The 18,751-nt window shown below is 70.9% G+C and carries 22 protein-coding genes; 17 read left to right on the top strand and 5 right to left on the bottom strand.

What is annotated here, in order from left to right:
• Nucleotides 1-17: 17 nt before the first annotated feature.
• Entirely contained in the window at nucleotides 18-689 is a 672-nt protein-coding gene (locus ITJ55_RS05575) for a TrkA family potassium uptake protein (RefSeq protein ID WP_056257882.1), read from the bottom strand.
• Nucleotides 682-2,139: a TrkH family potassium uptake protein gene (locus ITJ55_RS05570; RefSeq protein WP_194594416.1), complete on the bottom strand. Its 1,458-nt coding sequence runs from the start codon at nucleotides 2,137-2,139 to the stop codon at nucleotides 682-684. The genes ITJ55_RS05575 and ITJ55_RS05570 overlap by 8 nt, the downstream gene beginning before the upstream one ends.
• A 54-nt stretch (nucleotides 2,140-2,193) precedes the next feature.
• Between ITJ55_RS05570 and ITJ55_RS05565 the strand changes: the two genes are divergently transcribed.
• The 6 genes from ITJ55_RS05565 to ITJ55_RS05540 all read left to right on the top strand — a co-directional run bounded on the left by ITJ55_RS05565 (nucleotide 2,194) and on the right by ITJ55_RS05540 (nucleotide 4,882).
• Nucleotides 2,194-2,730: a helix-turn-helix transcriptional regulator gene (locus ITJ55_RS05565; RefSeq protein ID WP_194594415.1), complete on the top strand. Its 537-nt coding sequence runs from the start codon at nucleotides 2,194-2,196 to the stop codon at nucleotides 2,728-2,730.
• 114 nt (nucleotides 2,731-2,844) lie between these two features.
• Nucleotides 2,845-3,039: a helix-turn-helix domain-containing protein gene (locus tag ITJ55_RS05560; RefSeq protein WP_056257878.1), complete on the top strand. Its 195-nt coding sequence runs from the start codon at nucleotides 2,845-2,847 to the stop codon at nucleotides 3,037-3,039.
• Nucleotides 3,040-3,145: 106 nt separating this feature from the next.
• A complete protein-coding gene (locus tag ITJ55_RS05555) occupies nucleotides 3,146-3,244 on the top strand; it encodes a 30S ribosomal protein bS22 (protein ID WP_003792170.1) in 99 nt (32 codons plus the stop codon).
• 90 nt (nucleotides 3,245-3,334) lie between these two features.
• The gene (locus ITJ55_RS05550) at nucleotides 3,335-3,601 is read left to right on the top strand and encodes a glutaredoxin family protein (protein WP_194594414.1); all 267 of its coding nucleotides are present in this window, start codon (nucleotides 3,335-3,337) and stop codon (nucleotides 3,599-3,601) included.
• A gap of 88 nt (nucleotides 3,602-3,689) precedes the next feature.
• Nucleotides 3,690-4,457 carry a hypothetical protein gene (locus ITJ55_RS05545; RefSeq protein ID WP_194594413.1) on the top strand — a complete coding sequence of 256 codons (768 nt, stop codon included), beginning with the start codon at nucleotides 3,690-3,692 and terminating at the stop codon, nucleotides 4,455-4,457.
• Nucleotides 4,458-4,534: 77 nt separating this feature from the next.
• Nucleotides 4,535-4,882, top strand: coding sequence for a hypothetical protein (locus ITJ55_RS05540; RefSeq protein WP_194594412.1), 348 nt, complete (start codon nucleotides 4,535-4,537; stop codon nucleotides 4,880-4,882).
• 65 nt (nucleotides 4,883-4,947) lie between these two features.
• Here the strand turns inward: ITJ55_RS05540 and aspS are convergent, their stop codons facing one another.
• Complete coding sequence (aspS, locus tag ITJ55_RS05535; RefSeq protein WP_194594411.1) at nucleotides 4,948-6,282, bottom strand: aspartate--tRNA(Asn) ligase; 1,335 nt, start codon at nucleotides 6,280-6,282, stop codon at nucleotides 4,948-4,950.
• Nucleotides 6,283-6,401: 119 nt separating this feature from the next.
• On the opposite strand from aspS, the gene ITJ55_RS05530 reads away from it, so the two are divergent.
• The 5 genes from ITJ55_RS05530 to ccsB are packed head-to-tail and all read left to right on the top strand — an operon-like array spanning nucleotide 6,402 to nucleotide 11,272.
• Nucleotides 6,402-7,049, top strand: a complete 648-nt coding sequence (locus ITJ55_RS05530) for a histidine phosphatase family protein (RefSeq protein ID WP_194594410.1) — start codon at nucleotides 6,402-6,404, stop codon at nucleotides 7,047-7,049.
• A complete protein-coding gene (locus ITJ55_RS05525) occupies nucleotides 7,046-7,672 on the top strand; it encodes a TlpA disulfide reductase family protein (protein WP_370544031.1) in 627 nt (208 codons plus the stop codon). Before ITJ55_RS05530 ends, ITJ55_RS05525 begins: the two co-directional genes overlap by 4 nt.
• Nucleotides 7,673-8,437: a cytochrome c biogenesis protein CcdA gene (locus tag ITJ55_RS05520; protein ID WP_194594409.1), complete on the top strand. Its 765-nt coding sequence runs from the start codon at nucleotides 7,673-7,675 to the stop codon at nucleotides 8,435-8,437.
• A complete protein-coding gene (locus ITJ55_RS05515; protein ID WP_194594408.1) occupies nucleotides 8,421-10,259 on the top strand; it encodes a cytochrome c biogenesis protein ResB in 1,839 nt (612 codons plus the stop codon). Before ITJ55_RS05520 ends, ITJ55_RS05515 begins: the two co-directional genes overlap by 17 nt.
• Before the next feature lie 2 nt (nucleotides 10,260-10,261).
• Nucleotides 10,262-11,272, top strand: coding sequence for a c-type cytochrome biogenesis protein CcsB (gene ccsB, locus ITJ55_RS05510; RefSeq protein ID WP_369814033.1), 1,011 nt, complete (start codon nucleotides 10,262-10,264; stop codon nucleotides 11,270-11,272).
• 72 nt (nucleotides 11,273-11,344) lie between these two features.
• On the opposite strand, the gene ITJ55_RS05505 is transcribed toward ccsB, so the two are convergent.
• The gene (locus ITJ55_RS05505; RefSeq protein ID WP_194594407.1) at nucleotides 11,345-12,370 is read right to left on the bottom strand and encodes an o-succinylbenzoate synthase; all 1,026 of its coding nucleotides are present in this window, start codon (nucleotides 12,368-12,370) and stop codon (nucleotides 11,345-11,347) included.
• A gap of 42 nt (nucleotides 12,371-12,412) precedes the next feature.
• Between ITJ55_RS05505 and ITJ55_RS05500 the strand changes: the two genes are divergently transcribed.
• From ITJ55_RS05500 to ITJ55_RS05485, 4 genes are all read left to right on the top strand, one after another.
• Nucleotides 12,413-12,853, top strand: coding sequence for a hypothetical protein (locus ITJ55_RS05500; protein WP_194594406.1), 441 nt, complete (start codon nucleotides 12,413-12,415; stop codon nucleotides 12,851-12,853).
• A gap of 62 nt (nucleotides 12,854-12,915) precedes the next feature.
• The gene (locus ITJ55_RS05495; protein WP_194594405.1) at nucleotides 12,916-13,824 is read left to right on the top strand and encodes a 1,4-dihydroxy-2-naphthoyl-CoA synthase; all 909 of its coding nucleotides are present in this window, start codon (nucleotides 12,916-12,918) and stop codon (nucleotides 13,822-13,824) included.
• 76 nt (nucleotides 13,825-13,900) lie between these two features.
• Nucleotides 13,901-15,073, top strand: coding sequence for an AMP-binding protein (locus ITJ55_RS05490; protein WP_194594404.1), 1,173 nt, complete (start codon nucleotides 13,901-13,903; stop codon nucleotides 15,071-15,073).
• Between the two features lie 28 nt (nucleotides 15,074-15,101).
• Nucleotides 15,102-16,058: a 1,4-dihydroxy-2-naphthoate polyprenyltransferase gene (locus tag ITJ55_RS05485; RefSeq protein ID WP_370544030.1), complete on the top strand. Its 957-nt coding sequence runs from the start codon at nucleotides 15,102-15,104 to the stop codon at nucleotides 16,056-16,058.
• A 33-nt stretch (nucleotides 16,059-16,091) separates the two neighbouring features.
• On the opposite strand, the gene ITJ55_RS05480 is transcribed toward ITJ55_RS05485, so the two are convergent.
• Complete coding sequence (locus ITJ55_RS05480) at nucleotides 16,092-16,385, bottom strand: DUF4229 domain-containing protein (RefSeq protein WP_194594403.1); 294 nt, start codon at nucleotides 16,383-16,385, stop codon at nucleotides 16,092-16,094.
• Between the two features lie 177 nt (nucleotides 16,386-16,562).
• On the opposite strand from ITJ55_RS05480, the gene ITJ55_RS05475 reads away from it, so the two are divergent.
• Entirely contained in the window at nucleotides 16,563-16,922 is a 360-nt protein-coding gene (locus tag ITJ55_RS05475; protein WP_194594402.1) for a PLD nuclease N-terminal domain-containing protein, read from the top strand.
• Complete coding sequence (gene menD / locus ITJ55_RS05470) at nucleotides 16,923-18,698, top strand: 2-succinyl-5-enolpyruvyl-6-hydroxy-3-cyclohexene-1-carboxylic-acid synthase (protein ID WP_194594401.1); 1,776 nt, start codon at nucleotides 16,923-16,925, stop codon at nucleotides 18,696-18,698.
• Nucleotides 18,699-18,751: the final 53 nt, after the last annotated feature.

The raw sequence follows: 18,751 nt of genomic DNA, 5'->3' as shown, positions 1-18,751 counted from the left end.
CGGCAGCGCGGCCGCGCTCAGCCCTCGAGGGCGGCGAAACGCTCGATCGCGCGGCTGTCGCCCGACACGATGATCAGGTCGTGGTTGCTGATGACCGTCTCGGGCGTGGCCTCGACGAACGCGCCTCCGGGGCTCTTCACTCCGACGATCGTGATGCCGTACTTCGTGCGGATGTTCGACGCGGCCAGGGAGGCGCCGCGGACGGGCTTCGGCGGGTACATCTTGACGATGGCGAAGGCGTCGTCGAACTCGATGTAGTCGAGCATCCGGCCCGAGACGAGGTGCGCGACGCGCTCGCCGGCCTCGCGCTCGGGGTAGATGACGTGGTTCGCGCCGATGCGGGCGAGGATCTTGCCGTGCGACTGGCTGATCGCCTTCGCCCAGATCTGGGGCACCTTCAGGTCGACCAGGTTGGCGGTGATGAGCACGCTCGCCTCGATCGACGAGCCCACGGCCACGACGGCGATCGAGAAGTCCTGGGCGCCGATCTGCTTGAGTGCGTCGATGCTGCGGGCGTCCGCCTGCACGGCGTGCGTCACGCGGTCGGCCCACTTCTGGACGAGGCCGGCGTCGGTGTCGACGGCGAGGACGTCGCGGTCCTGCCGCTCGAGCTGCCCGGCGGTCGCGGCGCCGAACCGGCCGAGGCCGATGACGAGCACCGGGGCGTCGTGCTTGATCTTGTCAACCAACGATCGGTCGCTCCTCGGCTCTCGTGAACAACTGGCGTCGCTGGCTGGCGGCCAGGGCGACGGAGAGTGTCACTGTACCAACGCGGCCCATCCACATCGTGACCGCCAGGATGTACTTCGCCGAGTCGGGGAGGCGCTCGGTCAGGCCCGTGCTGAGGCCCGAGGTGGCGAAGGCCGAGATGGACTCGAACAGCACGTGGTCGAGGGGCTCCTTGGTGATGTGCATGATCAGGATGCTCGACACGGCGACGATCGTGGCGCCCCAGAGGACGACGCTGACGGCCAGGCGCAGGACGTCGCTGGGGATGCGGCGGCCGAAGGCCTCCATCGACCGCTGACCGCGCGCCTCGGCGAACGCCGCCAGGAAGAGCACCGCGAGCGTCGTCACCTTGATGCCACCGGCGGTCGACGCCGAGCCGCCGCCGATGAACATGAGCATGTCGGTGACGAGCAGCGACGACCCGTTCAGATCGGAGATCTGGATGGTCGAGAAGCCGCCCGAGCGCGTCATCATGCTGAGGAAGAGCGACTGGAACACCGTCGGGCCGGCCTCGATGCCGCCGAACGTCTTCGGGTTGTCGAACTCGAGGACGATGTAGAGCACCATGCCGAACACGATCAGGATCGCCGTCGTCAGCAGGGTCAGCTTGACGTGGACCGACCAGCGGCGGGGGTTGCGGGGGTTCCGGGCCAGGGCGTAGATCACCGGGAACCCGATGCTGCCGAGGAAGACCCCGATCATGATCAGGCTGAGGAACCAGTAGTCGTTCTCGAACGCGGCCAGGCCCTCGGCGTTGGGCGTGAAGCCGGTGTTCGTGAAGGCCATCGCCGAGTAGTAGAAGCTGTCGAGCACGGAGTCGCCGACGGGGATGCCGTCGATCAGCATGCGGGGGATCATCAGCAGGGCGATGGCCAGCTGGATGACGAACGAGCTGAGCGCCACCGTCGTCAGCAGCCCGCCGATCTCACCGAGTCGGACGGCCTGCCCCTCGGGCACGGGGCCCGCGTGCACCCGCAGGGGGTTCTGGTCGCCTGCGGCCATGAGACGGGCGCGCAGGCCGAGCTTGCGCGAGACGACGAGGCCCATGATCGAGGCCAGGGTGAGCACCCCGATCGCGCCGATCTGCACGCCGACGAAGATGACGACGTGGCCGAACAGGGACCAGTGGGTCGCCATGTCGACGGTCGCGAGACCGGTCACGCAGATGACCGAGACGGCCGTGAAGACGGAGTCGGCCAGGGGAGTGATGGTCCGGTCGGCGGACGAGATCGGCAACGAGAACAGCAGGGTGAAGACGACGATCAGGCCGGTGAAGATCAGGATGGCGAAGCGCGCGGGCGACTTGCGACCGATGTCGTCGATCGCGTCGCTGAGTCTGCGCCAGGGCGAGCGGCCGGGGTCCGAGGGGCGGCGTCGACCGGCGACGGGGGCGCGAGTCACGCCGGTCATGCTATCCCGGCCGACGCCGAGGCCGCGTGCGCCCCGGGTCACTACGCTGGTCGCATGCCGGACATCTTCGCCGTGATCGCCGACGCCACCCGCCGAGACCTCCTCAAGGTGTTGCTCGACGCCTCGATGTCGACCGACTCCGTCAACGCCGACATCAGCGTGGGCGAGATGGTCACGTCGCTCGGCATCAGCCAGCCCACGGTCTCGAAGCACCTCCGCGTGCTCCGCGAGGCCGGCCTGGTCAGCGTCCGGGAAGAGGGTCAGCACCGGTACTACTCGGTCGAGCCGGGGCCGCTCGAAGCGGTCGAGGACTGGCTCATCCCGTTCGTCAGTGCCGACTCGCTGGTCTCGGACGCGTTGACCAGCACGCCGTTCGCGGCCTGGGCCGGGGCCACCGTGCCCGCGCCGCTGCGGCGGGCGGCCGAGAACCTGCCCGACGCCGAAGACGTCGGCAGCACGCTGGGCCGCTACGTGGCCGGGGCCCAGCACCGCGCCTCCTCGGCCCTGCACGACGCGCAGAACGCGCTCGGTGCCCTCGACGAGCGCGTCATCGACCCGGTGCGCAAGCGTCTGGGGCGCACCGGACCCTAGGGTCGGCCGTTCCTTTACACCGAGTCACACGCGCCCCTAGAGTTGCCCTCAGGCACACGGGAAACACTCGTCTGCTCCACAGCCCCGGCACGGGGCCCGAGTCGAGGCAGGGTCATGTCGCAGGATCTCTCCGATGTGCGGTTCCTCACGGTCGCCGAGGTGGCCGACATGATGCGCGTGTCGAAGATGACGGTCTACCGCATGGTGCACTCGGGCGAGCTGCCGGCGATCCGCTTCGGGCGCTCGTTCCGCGTGCCCGAGTCCGCCGTCGCGGCCGTGCTGCGGACCGGCGTCGCCGACGTCGGCTGAGCCACTTCGACTTTCTCGGGCCGTCCTAGTAGACTGACCCGAGGCATTTTTCCGCGGTTCTGTTTCGGACCCGGTCGGTCCAATCCAGAAATCAGTGAGGTCCTCTATGGGTTCTGTCATCAAGAAGCGTCGCAAGCGCATGGCGAAGAAGAAGCACCGCAAGCTGCTTCGCAAGACTCGTCACCAGCGTCGCAACAAGAAGTAGTCGCTGTACGCGAAGGCCCCCGCCGACCACCGGTCGCCGGGGGCCTTCGTCGTGCCCGCGGCAGCCGCGGCCGTCGCTACCCTTGTGGGCATGGCCGAACCGCGAATCACCCTGTTGACCAAGCCGGGCTGCCACCTCTGCGACGACGCCCGGTCCGCCCTGCACGAGGTGCTGGCCGAGCCCGAGTTCGCCGCTGCCGAGCTGGCCGTCGACGAGAAGAACATCCTCGACGACGCCGCGCTCACCGCCGAGTACGCCGAAGAGATCCCCGTCGTCCTGCTCGACGGCCGGGTGCACACCATCTGGCGCGTCGAGCCCGAGCGCCTGCGGACGGCGCTCCGCGCTTCGTTCCCTTGATTCACAAGCCCAATATTTCGTCTTCCAATTAACAGTTTCAGATGGCACGCTCTTTCTGAGTGCAAAGATGCACAGATTGGAAGAGAACATGATCTGGAAGAACAGGACGACCTGGCCGTCGATTGCTGTAGTGCTCATGCTGGTGATGATGTTGATCGCCGGAACAGGCAGTGGGGCATTTGCTGCTGATCAGCCCGACGACGCGGAGGCCGTCATGTCCGTTGAGAGCGAGGGGCACGTGGTTTCTTTCGTGTCGGGCGGAAACCCGCGAGGGTTGTCGTCTCCGCCCCGAACGCGTCAAGGTGGGAGCAACGCGGAGGCAGGCGCGGACGGGCAGTACATCCGTGTTCTGAGCGAGCAAGAGCTAGTCGACTTTGGTTTCAAGGTCCTGATCGACGGGCGTCCGGCTCGTCTCGAACTCGACGAACGGGGAGGCGTGCGGATCTTGGACGACAACGGATCTGCCATCAACTCGCTCGCGCCACCCGTGGCCATCGACGCGGAGGGACAGGATCTTCGTTCGTCTTACGAGATAGTCGGCAACACTGTCCGGCAGCGCTTGGACGATGTGCCAACGACGTTCCCCGTGACGATCATGGCGCGACTCGAGTGCAATTTTCAGTTCTGTACCGTGATGTACAGCCGTAACGAGACGCGGCAGCTGACCAATTCAGGTCTTGTGGCAGCACTGATCGCCGCAGCGTGTGGGCCTGTCGGATGGGCCTGCGGAATCGCGACGGCGGCGATGGTGCAGACTGCGAATTCGGCGGTGGCCCAGGGGCGGTGCGTGGGTATCAGGCGCACGACGTTGCCAAGCCTGGTCACTTGGCCCGTCATCGAGAATTGCCGACAATGAATCAACGAGAAACTGACCGTGTTGTTCCTCGTCGGTCAGTGACAGTCAGCTATGCCCCTCCGACTCGTGGAGGGCTGTTGCTCGCCATCGTCATGATGGCCGGGGGGCTTGAGTTGCACGCCACGGGCGTGCTGGGGCGGTTCGATCAAACGGTGGTGCTACTCGTGTTCTTGGTGCTGGTCGGCGGCTTGCCGCGAGTAGTCGCCAGTGGCAGCGGGTGGTGGCGGACGCGAGCGAAGGAAGTCCCGGCGGCGGTCGTTTTCGGTCTGGGCCTTCTCGTCACGATCACAGCCGTCTCCTTGAGCGAACGGACGTCGTCGCCCGTGCCGACCGTCGCGGCTCTGATGGTGCTGGGTCTCTTCGCCCTTGTCGCTTGTTCGAGGGCCGTCGCCGTCGGTCCCATTCAGCGCACAAAGCAGGGCTGACGAAAGGGGGGCGGTCCGGTCTCATTCGAGACCGGACCGCCCATCAACCGATTCGTGCGGCGCGCCTACGGCTGGAGGCGCGTGGGGCCGCGGAAGAGGAAGGTCACCTCGCGCAGGTTGGCCTGGTGCAGCATGAGCATCAGCACCCGGGCGAGGCCCATGCCGAAGCCACCGTGCGACGGGGCGCCGTAGCGGAAGAAGTCGAGGTAGCCCCCGAGCTCTTCGGGCTTCAGGCCCTTCTCACGGATCTGCTGCTCGAGCACGTCGATGCGGTGCTCGCGCTGGGCGCCGGTCGAGATTTCGGTGCCGTTGAAGATCAGGTCGTAGCTCTTCGTCAGCTGCGGGTCGGCGTCGTGACGCATGTGGTAGAACGGCCGGATCGAGATGTCGTAGTCGGTCAAGAAGACGAACTCGTGGCCGAACTCCTCGCGCACGTACTCCGAGATGCGACGCTCGCCCTCGGGGTCCATGTCGGCGTCGGCGCGGGGCACCTCGTAGCCGCGCTCGGCGACGATGCGCTTGGCCTCGGCCAGCGGGATGCGCGGGAAGGGCGTCGACGGGACGGTCACCTCGACGTCGAAGAGCGCCTGGATCTCGTCGCCGTGCTTCTCCTTCACGGCAGAGAAGGCCGCCACCAGCAGCTCTTCGTGCATGCGCATGACGTCCTCGTGGCTGTCGACGTAGCTGATCTCGGCGTCGACGCTCGTGAACTCGGTCGCGTGACGCGAGGTGAACGACGGGTCGGCACGGAACACCGGCGCGATCTCGAAGATCTTGCCGAAGCCGGCCGTCTGGGCCATCTGCTTGAAGAACTGCGGGCTCTGCGCGAGGTAGGCGGCGCCCTCGAAGTAGTCGACCTTGAACAGCTCGGCGTTCGACTCGCTCGCCGTCGCCATCAGCTTGGGGGTGTGGATCTCGACGAAGTCGCGCTCGATCCACCAGGTGCGCAGGGCGTGCTCGAACGTCGTCTGCACACGGAAGATCAGCGAGTTGCGCGGCACGCGCAGGTCGAGGAAGCGGTAGTCGAGGCGCTTGTCGATGCCGCTGTCGGCGGCGATCGGGGTCTCGGGGTCGGCCAGCGAGTCGATGACCAGGGTCTCGACCTTGACCTCGATGCCCCCGAGCTTGACGCGCTCGTCGTGCTTGAGTTCGCCGGTGACGGTGACGAAGCTGCCCTGCGAGAGGGACGAGATGGCGTCGGCGACGTCGTCGGTCTCGCCCGCCGCCTCGAGCACGTCGGCGGCGGTGCGGGGGCGGACCAGCTGCAGCGCGCCGGTCTCGTCGCGCAGGACGACGAACTGCACCTTCTTCTGGTCACGCACCGTCTCGACCCAGCCGGTCACGGTCACGGGTCCGTCGGGCGACGCGGACAGGTCTTTGATGAGGGTGCGTTCGATCACGAGGCCCGAGTTTACAGTCACCGCCTCCTCCGCCCCGCGCGGGGTCGTGCGCGGCGCCGCCGAGCTTGGCGGTTTCCGTGTGGGAGGTGTGGAGGCGGGCCCGACCTAGACTCGACTGCATGCCCGCGCAGCAGATCCACCTCGTCCGGCACGGTGAGGTGCAGAACCCCGAGCACGTGCTCTACGGCCGCCTCGACGGGTTCGGTCTCAGCGACCTCGGCCACCGCATGGCGGCGGCGTCGGCCGAGGCCTTCCGTGAGCAGGGCGTCCCCGTCCGGGCCCTCTTCGCCTCTCCGCTGCAACGCACCCGCGAGAGCGCGGCACCATGGGCGTCGGCGTTCGGCCTCGAGACCCAGGTCGACGAGCGCCTGATCGAGCCGACGAACAAGTACGAGGGGCGTCGGTCGGACTTCAGCGTCGCGAAGCAGCTGAAGGTGCCCGCCGAGTGGCCGTGGATCGTCAACCCGCTGAAGCCCAGTTGGGGCGAGGCCTACGTCAGCATCGCCGCCCGCATGCTGTCGGCCGTCGACGAGGCCTGGTCGAGCGTCGGCGACGGCGACGTCGTCCTCGTCAGCCACCAGCTGCCGATCTGGATGGTCCACCGCAGCGTCACCGGCGCGCGGCTGTTCCACGACCCGCGCCGCCGCCGGTGCACGCTGTCGAGCATCACCACGCTCGAGCGCCGCGAGGGGGGCTTCGTCGAGGTCGGCTACCAGGAACCCGCTGCACACTTGAACCAGTCCGCCGTCGACCTGGGAGCAGTGTGAGCCAGACCATCCGCCCGATCCGAGCCCGATCCGTCGCCCGAGGCCTGGCCCTGGCCGCCGTCGTCGCCCTCGTGGCCACGGGGTGCTCGAGCACGGCCGACGACCTCGCACAGCAGTACGGCAACGGCACGACCGAGAACTACATCTCGGGCAACGGCACCGTCACCGAGATCGCCCCCGACGACCGCACCGACCCGGTCGAGTTCACCGCCGAGACCGACGCCGGCGAGACCGTGTCGCGGTCAGACCACGACGGCGAGGTCGTCGTCCTCAACTTCTGGTACGCCGCGTGCCCGCCCTGCCGCCTCGAGGCACCCGAGCTCGAGAAGCTGAACCAGGCCTACGCCGGCAAGGGCGTGGAGTTCCTCGGCGTCAACGTCCGCGACCAGGCCGACACCTCGCTCGCCTTCGCCCGCACCTTCGACGTCACCTACCCGTCCGTCGTCGACGCCAACGACGGTGCCGTGCAGCTGGCGCTGGCCGGCACCATCGCGCCCAACGCCGTGCCGACGACGATCGTCCTCGACGAGCAGGGGCGCATCGCGGCCCGCATCCTCGGCGGTCTCGACGGCCCGGGCATCCTCGACACCCTGATCTCCGACACCCTCGCCGAGACGTCCTAGGTGTACCAGGGCAATCCCTTCTTCGACGCGGTCGTGGGCGGACAGCTCGCGGTCGGCCTGCCCGTCGCCCTCTTGGCGGGCCTCATCTCGTTCCTGTCGCCCTGCGTGCTGCCGCTCGTCCCCGGCTACCTCGGCTACGTCGGCGGCCTGACGACGGGGGCGACCGAGATCGGCGCCAGGCGGCGGGATCGTCGACGCCTGGTGCTCGGGGTCGTCCTGTTCATCCTCGGCTTCTCGGTCGTCTTCGTGGGCACGTCGCTCGCCTTCGCCTCGGCGGGGTTCTGGCTGATCCAGTGGCGCGAGGTCGTCACGCGGGTCATGGGCGTCGTGGTGATCCTGCTCGGCCTCGTCTTCATCGGGCAGTTCACGTTCCTGCAGCGAACCCTGAAGCCCGGCTTCCTGCCGAAGACGGGCCTGGCCGGGGCGCCGCTGCTCGGCATCGTCTTCGGCATCGGCTGGACGCCGTGCATCGGCCCGACCCTCGCGGCCGTGCAGGTGCTGGCGCTCGGCTCGGGTTCGGCCTGGCAGGGCGTCCTGCTGGGTGCGTTCTACTGCATCGGCCTCGGGGTGCCGTTCCTGCTCGTCGCGCTCGGCTTCGGCTGGGCCTCCCGCTCCATCTCGTTCGTCAAGCGGCACATCCGCGTCGTCAACATCGTCGGAGGGTCACTGCTCGTGCTCATCGGTCTGCTCATGGTCACGGGCCTCTGGTCCAGCCTCATGTCGCACGTCGGGGCGGTGATCGCGAGCTATGGCACGATCGTCTGACCGCGACGGGGTCGACGCGACCCGCGCCTCCTCGTCCACCGCGACCGACGCCGACCTGGGCGACGTCGACACGACCGACGTCGGCGGCGACCCGCTGCGTCCGAGCGACCACATCGACTCGGTCCGGCCCGCGTCGGACGAGGGGTCGGGCATCACGCAGCCCCGACTCGGCCCGGTCGGGTACCTCCGCTTCTTCTGGCGTCAGCTGACCAGCATGAAGACGGCGCTGTTCCTGCTCATGCTGCTGGCCGTCGCGGCCATCCCCGGGTCGCTCGTGCCCCAGCGCACCTCCGACCCCAACGGCGTCGTGCAGTACCGCACCGACCACCCCGACCTGTTCCCGGTGCTCGACAAGCTCGGGGTCTTCGACACCTACTCGTCGCCGTGGTTCTCGGCCGTCTACCTGCTGCTGTTCATCTCGCTGATCGGCTGCATCATCCCGCGCACGCGGCACCACTTCGAGGCGCTGCGGGCGCGTCCGCCGAAGACCCCGGCGCGCCTGTCACGCCTGGCCGGCTACCGGTCGATCACTCTCGAGACCGCGCGAGGCGCGACGGACGCAGGAGGCGCGGGTGACGCCTCGATCACGGCCGCCCGTGCCGTCGAGGCGGCCCGTGCGCAGCTGAGGCGCTCCGGCTACCGCACCCAGGTCTTCGGCGACTCGGTCAGCGCCGAGCGCGGGTACCTGCGCGAGACCGGCAACCTGGTGTTCCACTCGGCTCTGGTCGGCGTGCTGCTCACCGTCGGCGTCGGCGGCGGCTTCGGGTACTCGGGTCAACGCGTCGTCGTCGAGGGCCAGACCTTCTCGAACGTGCTCGGTTCGTACGACTCGTTCAACCCGGGGCGCTGGTTCGACGAGTCGCAGCTGTCGCCCTTCTCGATCGCGCTCGACAAGTTCTCGACCCGGTACGCGCCCGACACCGACGGTGCCGCCGGCATGGCCACCGACTTCACGGCCGACGTCACCGCCACGGCGCGGGGCGGCGACGCCGAGAAGACGCAGATCAAGGTCAACTCGCCGCTCTCGATCGGCGGCTCGAACGTCTACCTGCTGGGCAACGGCTACGCGGTCGACGTGACCGTCCGCGACGGCGAGGGCAACGTCGCCTTCCGCGACACCGTGCCCTTCCTGCCGCAAGACACCAACCTCACGTCGCTGGGCGTCATCAAGGTGCCCGACGCCCTGCCCGAGCAGCTCGGCATGATCGGATTCTTCTACCCCTCGGCCGTCGACCTCGGCACGGGCGCGCTGTCGTCCGACGACCCCGACACGACGAACCCCGTGCTCAGCCTCAACGTCTACTCGGGCGACCTCGGCCTCGACCAGGGCGTGCCGACCTCGGTCTACACGCTGACCACCGACGGGCTGACCCCCCTGGCCGGCACCGACGACGACGCGCAAGAGAAAGCGATCCAGCTCACGCCGGGCGAGACCGCGACGATCCCCGACGGCCTGGGCACCATCACGTTCGACGGCGTCAAGCGCTTCGCCTCGTTCGACATCCACCACGACCCCTCGCAGGTCTGGGTGCTGCTCTTCGCCGGGCTGTCGTTCGCGGGCCTGCTGACGGCGCTCTTCGTGCCCCGCCGTCGGGTCTGGGTCAAGGCGACCGAGACCGACGGGGGAGTCCGACTCGAGTACGCCGGCCTCGCCCGCGGCGAGGACCCGACCCTCGGCCGGGCGGTCGGCGAGATCGCGAAGGCGCACCTCGGCGGCCTCGGCGTCCCGACCGACGTCGCCCGCGAGGTCGCGGACGACCCGGCCCGTCACGACGTCGAGAAACCCGGCCCCGGTGCGGGCGACCGCGGACGTAAGATCTGATCGTGACCGCCGACCTCGCCTACTACTCGCTCGTCGCCGTGTACTCGGCGATGGCCATCTACACGATCTCGTTCGTGGCCTTCGCCCTCGACCTGGCGAAGCGGTCCGGTGACGCCCAGCAGGCCGCGGCCCGGGCCGCCAAGGCCGAGGCCGTCGCCACCGCGACCGTCTCGCGCTCGGCCGCCGGGGGCAGCACGGTCGTCCTCGACCGCCCGACCGGCGGCTCCGGCCCGTCGACCGCCGCGGTGACGGGTGCCCCCGCCAAGGCCTCGAGCTTCGAACGCGTCGCCATCGCCATGATGCTGCTCGGGTTCGTCGTGCACGTCGCCTCGGTCGTCCTGCGCGGACTCGCCGCCGGCCGGGTGCCGTGGGCCAACATGTTCGAGTTCTCACTGACCGGGACGGCCATCATCGTCGGGGTCTACCTGGCCGTGCAGTTCGTGGTCAACCTGAGGTTCCTCGGCGCCTACGTCATGGGCCTCAACCTCGTGCTCCTGGCGATCGGCACCGTGAACTACTACGTGGCCGTCTCGCCCCTGCCCCCGGCACTGCAGTCGGCGTGGCTGGTCATCCACGTCTTCGTGGCCATCCTCGGCACGGCGTTCTTCGCCATCGCCGCCGGGCTGTCGGCCGCCCAGCTCGTCCAGACGAAGCGCGAGCAGGCGAAGCTCGCCGGCCTGCGCTTCATGGACACCCTGCCCGGGGCCGAGCGCCTCGAAGACCTCGCGTACCGCATCGCACTGGTCGGCTTCGTCCTCTGGACCTTCACCCTCATCGCCGGCGCCATCTGGGCCGAGCGGGCCTGGGGTCGTTACTGGGGCTGGGACACCAAAGAGGTCTGGACCTTCATCATCTGGGTGCTCTACGCCGGGTACATCCACGCTCGGGCGACCCGCGGCTGGCGCGGCGCGCGGTCGTCGTGGCTGTCGATCATCGGCTTCGCCGCGGTCATGTTCAACTTCTCGGTCGTCAACGTCTTCTTCAAGGGTCTGCACGCCTACTCGGGGCTGTGATCGATCGACGCACCGGTCTCTCGTCATGACGCCGCGGCAACCGGTGACCCGGCGTCATCCGGCGACCCGGCGTCAGCCGGCGAGCACGGCGTAGGAGGCGCGCAGCCGCCCCAGCCACGCCTCGCGTCGCTCGTCGTCCACGGCGTGCCGGCGCAGCAGGTCGACGTCGACGTCGACCCGGCGCACCTCGACGGCGCCGTCGACCGGCAGCAGCGGCTCGCGGGTCACGTCGGCGCCGAGCAGCGCGGCCGTCCCGAGGCCGCAGTCGTGGCGGAGGTCGGGCACGGCGGCGGCGAGGTGTGCGCCCATGCTGAGCCCCACCGACGTGTCGATGGCGCTCGAGACGACCACCGGCAGTCCTGCGGCGGCGACGATCGCCAGGGCGGCCGTGATGCCGCCGAGCGGCTGGGCCTTGATCACGAGCAGGTCCGCGGCGCCGGCGCGGGCGACGGCCAGCGGGTCGGCGGCCTTCCGGACGCTCTCGTCCGCGGCGACCGGGACGCCGAGGCCGGCGACGCGACGTCGCAGCTCGGCGAGCTCGGGCACCGTGGCGCAGGGCTGTTCCGCGTACTCCAGGCCGAACGGGGCCAGGCCGACCAGCGCCTCCTCGGCCTCTCGGACGCTCCAGCCGCCGTTGGCGTCGACGCGCACGCGGCCCTCGGGCCCGACCCACTCGCGCGCCGCGGCGACGCGGGCGACGTCGTCGGCGAGCGTCTGGCCACGCTCGGCCACCTTGACCTTCACGGTGCGGCATCCCCGGTACCGCGAGAGCACCTCGGGCACGCGCTCGGCGGCGACGGCGGGCAGGGTCGCGTTGACGGCCACCCGGTGGGTGCCGACCGGGGGCAGCTTGGCCCAGCCGAAGTCGATCGTGGCCGCGAGCCAGGCGGCGGCCTCGGCGGGACCGTACTCGACGAAAGGGCTGAACTCCGTCCAGCCCAACGGCCCCTCGACCAGCAGGGCCTCGCGGTCGTCGAGCCCGCGGAAGCGCGTGCGGAGGGGCAGGCGCACCACGTGGGCCCCGTCGAGCAGCTCGGCCAGGGGAGGCAGGGCGGGCGGCGTGGGTGCGGCGAGCGGGGAGCGGTCGGCGGTCGGCATCCGCTCAGTGTCGCACCGGCGGCCCCGGTAGGGTCGTGCGTCATGGTCGACCGCGAACCCGTGCCCGCCCGAGAACCCGTGGGCCCCGACGACGACGTCGCCGACGCGTCCGTCACCGACGCCACCGGTGCCGCCCGCCGCGACGCACCCGACGGTCTGGAGGTGTTCGACGGGCCCGGTCACGACGAGTCGTCGTCGCCGCCCCGCAGCCGACGCCTGGGCGTCGTGACCTTCGTGCTCGCGGTCGCGCTGCTCGCCCTCGACGGCCTCGCGCTGGGCCTGCTCGCGGCCGACGTCGTCGGGCCCGCGGCCGTCCTCGCGCTCGTCACGCTGTTGGCCTCGATCGTCGTCGGGGTCGTGGCGTTGATCGCCGTCGCCATGCGCCGGGGGCGCTGGTGGGGCGTGGCCGCGGTGTTGCTGAGCGTGCTGGCCAACCCGTTCGTGCTCGTCTGGCTGGTGGGGCAGTTCGTCTCGACGGTCTGAATCGTCTCGACGGTCTGATCCGTCTCGAAGGTCCGGGCGGTGCCCGTCGGTAGGCTGGCGGCATGGCTTCCGAGGTGTCCGACCTGTTCGATCCGACCGAGTGGCGAGGGGTCGACGGCTTCGACGCCCTGACCGACGTCACGTACCACCACAGCGTCGACGGCCGGGTCGCCCGGGTGGCCTTCGACCGGCCCGAGGTGCGCAACGCCTTCCGGCCGCACACGGTCGACGAGCTGTACCGCGTGCTCGACGACGCCCGCATGAACAGTCGCATCGGGGTGGTCCTGCTGACCGGCAACGGCCCCAGTGCGAAAGACGGGGGGTGGGCCTTCTGCAGCGGCGGCGACCAGCGCATCCGCGGTCGTGACGGCTACAAGGCCGAGGGCGACCGGGCGAACGTGCCCGACCCGGCGTCGGCGGGTCGCCTGCACGTCCTCGAGGTGCAGCGGTTGATCCGGTTCATGCCCAAGGTCGTCATCGCCGTCGTGCCCGGGTGGGCGGCCGGCGGAGGGCACTCACTGCACGTCGTCTGCGACCTCACGATCGCCAGCCGCGAGCACGGTCGCTTCAAGCAGACCGACGCCGACGTCGGTTCGTTCGACGCCGGGTACGGCAGCGCGTACTTCGCCAAGCAGATCGGTCAGAAGTTCGCGCGCGAGGTGTTCTTCCTCGCCGAGGAGTACAGCGCGGACCGCGCCTACGAGATGGGCGCCGTCAACCGCGTCGTGCCCCACGCCGACCTCGAGCGCGAGGCTCTCGCCATGGCGCGCACCGTCCTGACGAAGTCGCCGACGGCGATCCGCATGCTCAAGTTCGCGTTCAACGCCACCGACGACGGCATCGTCGGCCAGCAGGTGTTCGCCGGCGAGGCGACCCGTCTGGCGTACGGCACCGACGAGGCCGTCGAGGGGCGCGACTCGTTCCTCGAGAAGCGAGCGCCCGACTGGTCGCCGTACCCCTGGCAGTACTGATGTCGTCGTCCGCGACCTCGTCGAGGTCGCACCCCGCGGCGGGGCGGCCCCGACCGGCCCGCAGGAGGCGCGACGCATGACCCGCCCCCTGGTCGCCGTCGACGCCCGCGACGCCGGTGCCGTTCTCGACGCGCTCCGGGTCGCGCTCGAGGGTGGTCCCGCCGTCGCGCCCCGCACCGACGACGGCGTGCCCGCCGACCTGCCGCCCGTGGTGCCGCAGGCCGTGTCGCTCGTCGTCGAGACCAGCGGGTCGAGCGGTCGCCCGAAGCGCGTGGCCCTGTCGTCCGACGCGGTGCTCGCGGGGGCCGCCGCCGCGGACGGCGCCCTGGCCGGCCCGGGCCGGTGGGTGCTGGCCCTGCCGGCGCACTACGTCGCCGGCCTCAACGTGCTGGTGCGCTCCATCACCGCGGGCACCCAGCCGGTGCTGCTCGCCCCCGGGCACTTCGACGTCCGGGCGTTCGTCGAGGCCGCCGCCGGTCTCGAGCACCCCGTGCGGTACTCGTCCCTCGTGCCCGCGCAGCTCTCGGTCGCGCTCGACGCGGCCGAGACCGACGCGGGCGTCGCCGACGTGCTGCGCCGGTTCGACGCCCTGTTGGTCGGCGGGCAGGCCACGCCCGGCGTCCTCGTCGAGCGGGCGCGTCGGCTCGGGGTGACGCTCGTGCGCACCTACGGGTCGAGCGAGACGAGCGGGGGGTGCGTCTACGACGGGGTGCCGGTCGGGCGCACGCGCGTCGAGGTCGTCGACGGGCAGGTCGAGCTGAGCGGACCATCGCTCGCCGAGGGGTACCTCGACGATCCCGAGCGGACCGAGGCCGCCTTCACCACCCGTGACGGCCACCGGTGGTACCGCACCGGTGACGCCGGCACGGTCTCGTCCGACGGCGTGCTCACCGTGACCGGGCGACTGGACGACGTGATCGTCTCGGGCGGCGAGAAGGTCTCGCTGGGCGTGGTCGAGCGGGTCGTGCGCGAGCAGCCGGGCTTCGGCGACGCCGTCGTCGTCCGTGCGGCGCACGCCCGGTGGGGCGAGGTGCCCGTCGTGGTGACCGCCACCGCGCCTCCTGCGTCGTCCCTCGGGCCGTCGGCGGTCGACGAGTTGTCGGGGCTGCGCACGGCCGTGGCCACCGTGGCGGGTCGCGCCGCGGCACCCGACCGCATCGTGCGCGTCGAGACGCTGCCCTCGCTGGCCAGCGGCAAACCGGACCGCGTCGGGCTGACGCGGATCGTGGCCGGTCTCGCGGCAAGCTGATAGCCCGCTGCGAACTAGACTCGGGGTCGTGGCGAAGACGAAGACCTCGACCCCCCAGCGCAAGGGCCGCCCCGGCGGCCGACCCGGCGGACGGCCCGGAAAGCAGCCGGTGCGTCGGGTGACCCCCCGCGACTGGATCGGCGGCGCCCGCCTGCGCACCCTGCCGCTCGGCATCGCGCCGGTCGCCCTCGGCACCGGCGTCGCCCGGGCGAACGGCGGGTGGGACCTCACCCTCGCGCTGCTCTGTCTCGCGGTCGCGGTGTTCTTGCAGATCGGCGTCAACTACTCGAACGACTACTCCGACGGCATCCGGGGCACCGACGACTTCCGCGTCGGGCCGTCGCGCCTGACGGGCTCGGGCAGCGTCCGACCGACGACCGTGTTGCGGGTGGCCCTGGCGTTCTTCGCGCTCGCGGCCGTGGCCGGTGTCGTCATCGTCGTCATCACCCAGATCTGGTGGCTGCTCGCGGTCGGCGCCGCGGCCGTCGTCGCGGCCTGGTTCTACACCGGCGGCAAGCGGCCCTACGGTTACAACGCCCTCGGCGAGCTGTTCGTCTTCGTGTTCTTCGGACTGGTCGCCACCGTGGGCACGACGTTCGTCCAGCTGCGCGAGTTCCCGTTCGACGCCTGGGTCGCGGGCATCGCGGCCGGCCTGTTCGCCTGCGCCGTGCTGATGATCAACAACGTGCGCGACATCCCGCAAGACACCGCGGCGGGCAAGCGCACCCTCGCGGTCGTCGTGGGCGACCCGGTGGCCCGCGCGCTCTACGCGCTCTTCCTGCTGCTGCCGTTCTTCATCCTGGTGTACTTCGCGTTCCTCTACCTGCACGCGCCGTACGTCTACTTCGCCCTGATCGTGGCGGTTCCGGCGGCGGTCATCGGCGTCACGGGCAAGACGCCCCGCGAGCTGATCCTGGCCCTGCAGCTGTCGTCGCTGTCGGCCCTGGTGTGGGCGCTGGCGCTGTCGGCCGCGCTCTTCTTCTAGCGGCAGCCGCCCCGAACACGCGACCCGAGCGCCTCAGACCTGGTCGTCGGGTCGTCGTTCGTGCCCCGCGTCGGCCTCGTCGTCGGCGAGGGCCTCGTCTTCTGCGGCCGAGTCGTCGTCGAGGCGGGCCGGACGCGACCTGCGCTCGGCGAGGTCGATCGCGACGCGGCGGCGCAACGGCGCGAAGAAGAGGTACGAGACGCAGAACCCGACCACCGCGGCGATCAGCGTCGCCCACAGCGGATCGAACCGCAGCACGAGCAGGACGCCCAGCACGACCGCGAACAGGCCGAGGCGGACGATCGAGTACTTGAGCCAGGGTTTCACGACGTGGAGTCTACGGTCCGTCGGGTGTGCGTCCGTCGCGCGGTGTGCACCCGGCACGGGCCGGGTGGGCCCCACCCGGGAGGTGCGGTGCGGCGCCGCCCCGCGCGGCACGTCACAGCTCGGCAACGGCCGCGCCACCATCAGGCGTTGCACCGGATCGAGACCTAGGATCAGCTCATGGTCAGGCTCTTCATCGTGGGCATCGTCGCCGCGGCAGCGTTCGTCATCTTCGCGCTCATCGACTGCCTGTTCGCGGACGCCTCGCGGTTCCGCGCGTTGAACAAGCCCCTCTGGGCCCTCATCATCGTCCTCCTGCCCGTCATCGGGGCGGTGCTCTGGTTCGTCCTCGGGCGGGCCCGCAAGAACGGTCGTCCGGCGGCGCCACGCACCATCGCGCCCGACGACGATCCCGAGTTCTCGGGGTCGACCTGGCGCACGACGAGCGACCTCGACCGCGAGACCACCGACGAGCGCATCCGTCGGCTCGAGCAAGAACTGCTCGACCTCGACAACGACGACAAGACCGGCAAGCAGTAAGTGACCAGCCCCTCCACCGAGTACGCCCTGTCGCTGCTCGGGGCCCTGGTCGACGCGGGAGTCCGTGACGTCGTCCTGAGCCCCGGGTCGCGCAGTCAGGCCCTGGCCCTGGCGGCGGCCGAGTTCGAGGGTGCCGGGCGGCTGACGTTGCACGTCCGCATCGACGAGCGCTCCGGGGGCTTCCTCGCCCTCGGCCTGTCGGCCGAGACCGGCGTGCCCACCGTCGTCGTCACCACGTCGGGCACCGCCGTGGCGAACCTCCACCCCGCCGTCCTCGAGGCCCACCACTCGGGCGTGCCCATGATCGTGCTCAGTGCCGACCGTCCGGTCGAGATGCGGGGCATCGGGTCGAACCAGACCACCGTCCAGCCGGGGCTCTTCGCCGCGGCCGTCGGCTGGGTGCGCGACGTCGAGGCACCCCGCCGCGGGCCGGTCGACCACGACGCCGTCCGGGCCCTGGCCCGCGACGCCGTGGCCGAGACCCTGGGCGGCGACTCACACGGCGCCCTCGCCCGGTCGCGGGGGCCGGTCCAGGTCAACGTGGCGTTCCGAGAACCCCTCTCGTCGGGCGAGCAGGCGCTGCCCCCCGCCCGGCCCGAGGCCGTCCGGCCGCCGCCCGCGACGGCGCCGACCCCCTTCGAGATCGACGTCGAGCCCGCGACCCTGGTCGTCGCCGGCCACGCCGCCGGCCCCGAGGCCGAGGCGCTGGCGAGGGCCTTCGGTGCGCCGCTCGTGGCCGAGGCGTCCAGCGGGGCACGCTTCGGCCCGCACCTCGTGTCGTCCTACCGCGCCCTGCTCGACGACGCCGACTTCGGCGGTCGGGTCCGCCGCGTGGTCGTGTTCGGGCACCCGACGCTCAGCCGTCAGGTCCCCGCCCTGCTCACACGCGACGGCGTCGAGGTCGTCGTCGTCCGGGCAGCCGGGGCCGAGGCGTACGACCCGAGCCGCTCGGCCCGCGTCGTCGAGGCCGTCGAGGCGACCCGCGCCTCCTCGGGGGCGGGTTCCGCCGACGACCCGGCCCACCGGGCCTGGGTCGGGCGCTGGGTGCACACGGGCCGCCGACTGCTCGAGGCCGAGGCCGAGGCCGAGGCCGAGGGCGAGGCCGAGGTCGAGCGCGGGCTCGACGGACGGGGCGAGCCCGGCACGGACGACGACGCGGCGGGTGAACGGACCGAGGCCGCCGAGCGCGCCGAGTTCCTGCGACGCGAGGTGCAGCTGCTGCGGCGGCCGGTCACGCGCCGTGCCCTGGCCGACGCCCTCTGGCGCGTGAGCTGGCCGCACGACCGGCTCGTGCTCGGGGCGTCGCGGCTGATCCGAGAACTCGACCAGGCCGTGCCGGGCAAGAAGATCCCCGTCCACGCCAACCGGGGCCTCGCGGGCATCGACGGCACCGTCGCGACCGCCACCGGCATCGCGCTGGCCAGCCAGCGCGACGACCCTGCCGCCGGCACGACCCGCGTCCTGGTGGGCGACCTGACCCTGCTGCACGACGTGGGGTCACTGCTGCTGGGCCGGGGCGAGACGCGTCCGCGACTGCAGGTCGTCGTCGGCAACGACGGCGGCGGCACGATCTTCGACGGGCTCGAGGTGGCGGCGACGGCGTCGGCCGAGGCGATGACCCGCGTGCAGTTCACGCCGCACGACGTCGACCTGCCCTCGCTCGCCCGGGCCTACGGCTGGCAGCACGTCGAGGCGGCCACGCGAGCCGAGCTCGACCAGGCGCTCGTGGCCCGGTACGAGGGGCCGGTGCTGATCGAGGTGCCGCTCGCTCGCTGACCGTCCGCCCCACGACGGGGCGCGGCAGCGCGACCGGTCGTAGGGTCGTGGGC

The sequence above is a fragment of the Frigoribacterium sp. VKM Ac-1396 genome (genome assembly GCF_015350895.1).
Taxonomy (GTDB): Bacteria; Actinomycetota; Actinomycetes; order Actinomycetales; family Microbacteriaceae; genus Frigoribacterium.
This window is presented reverse-complemented; position numbering and strand designations above follow the sequence as displayed.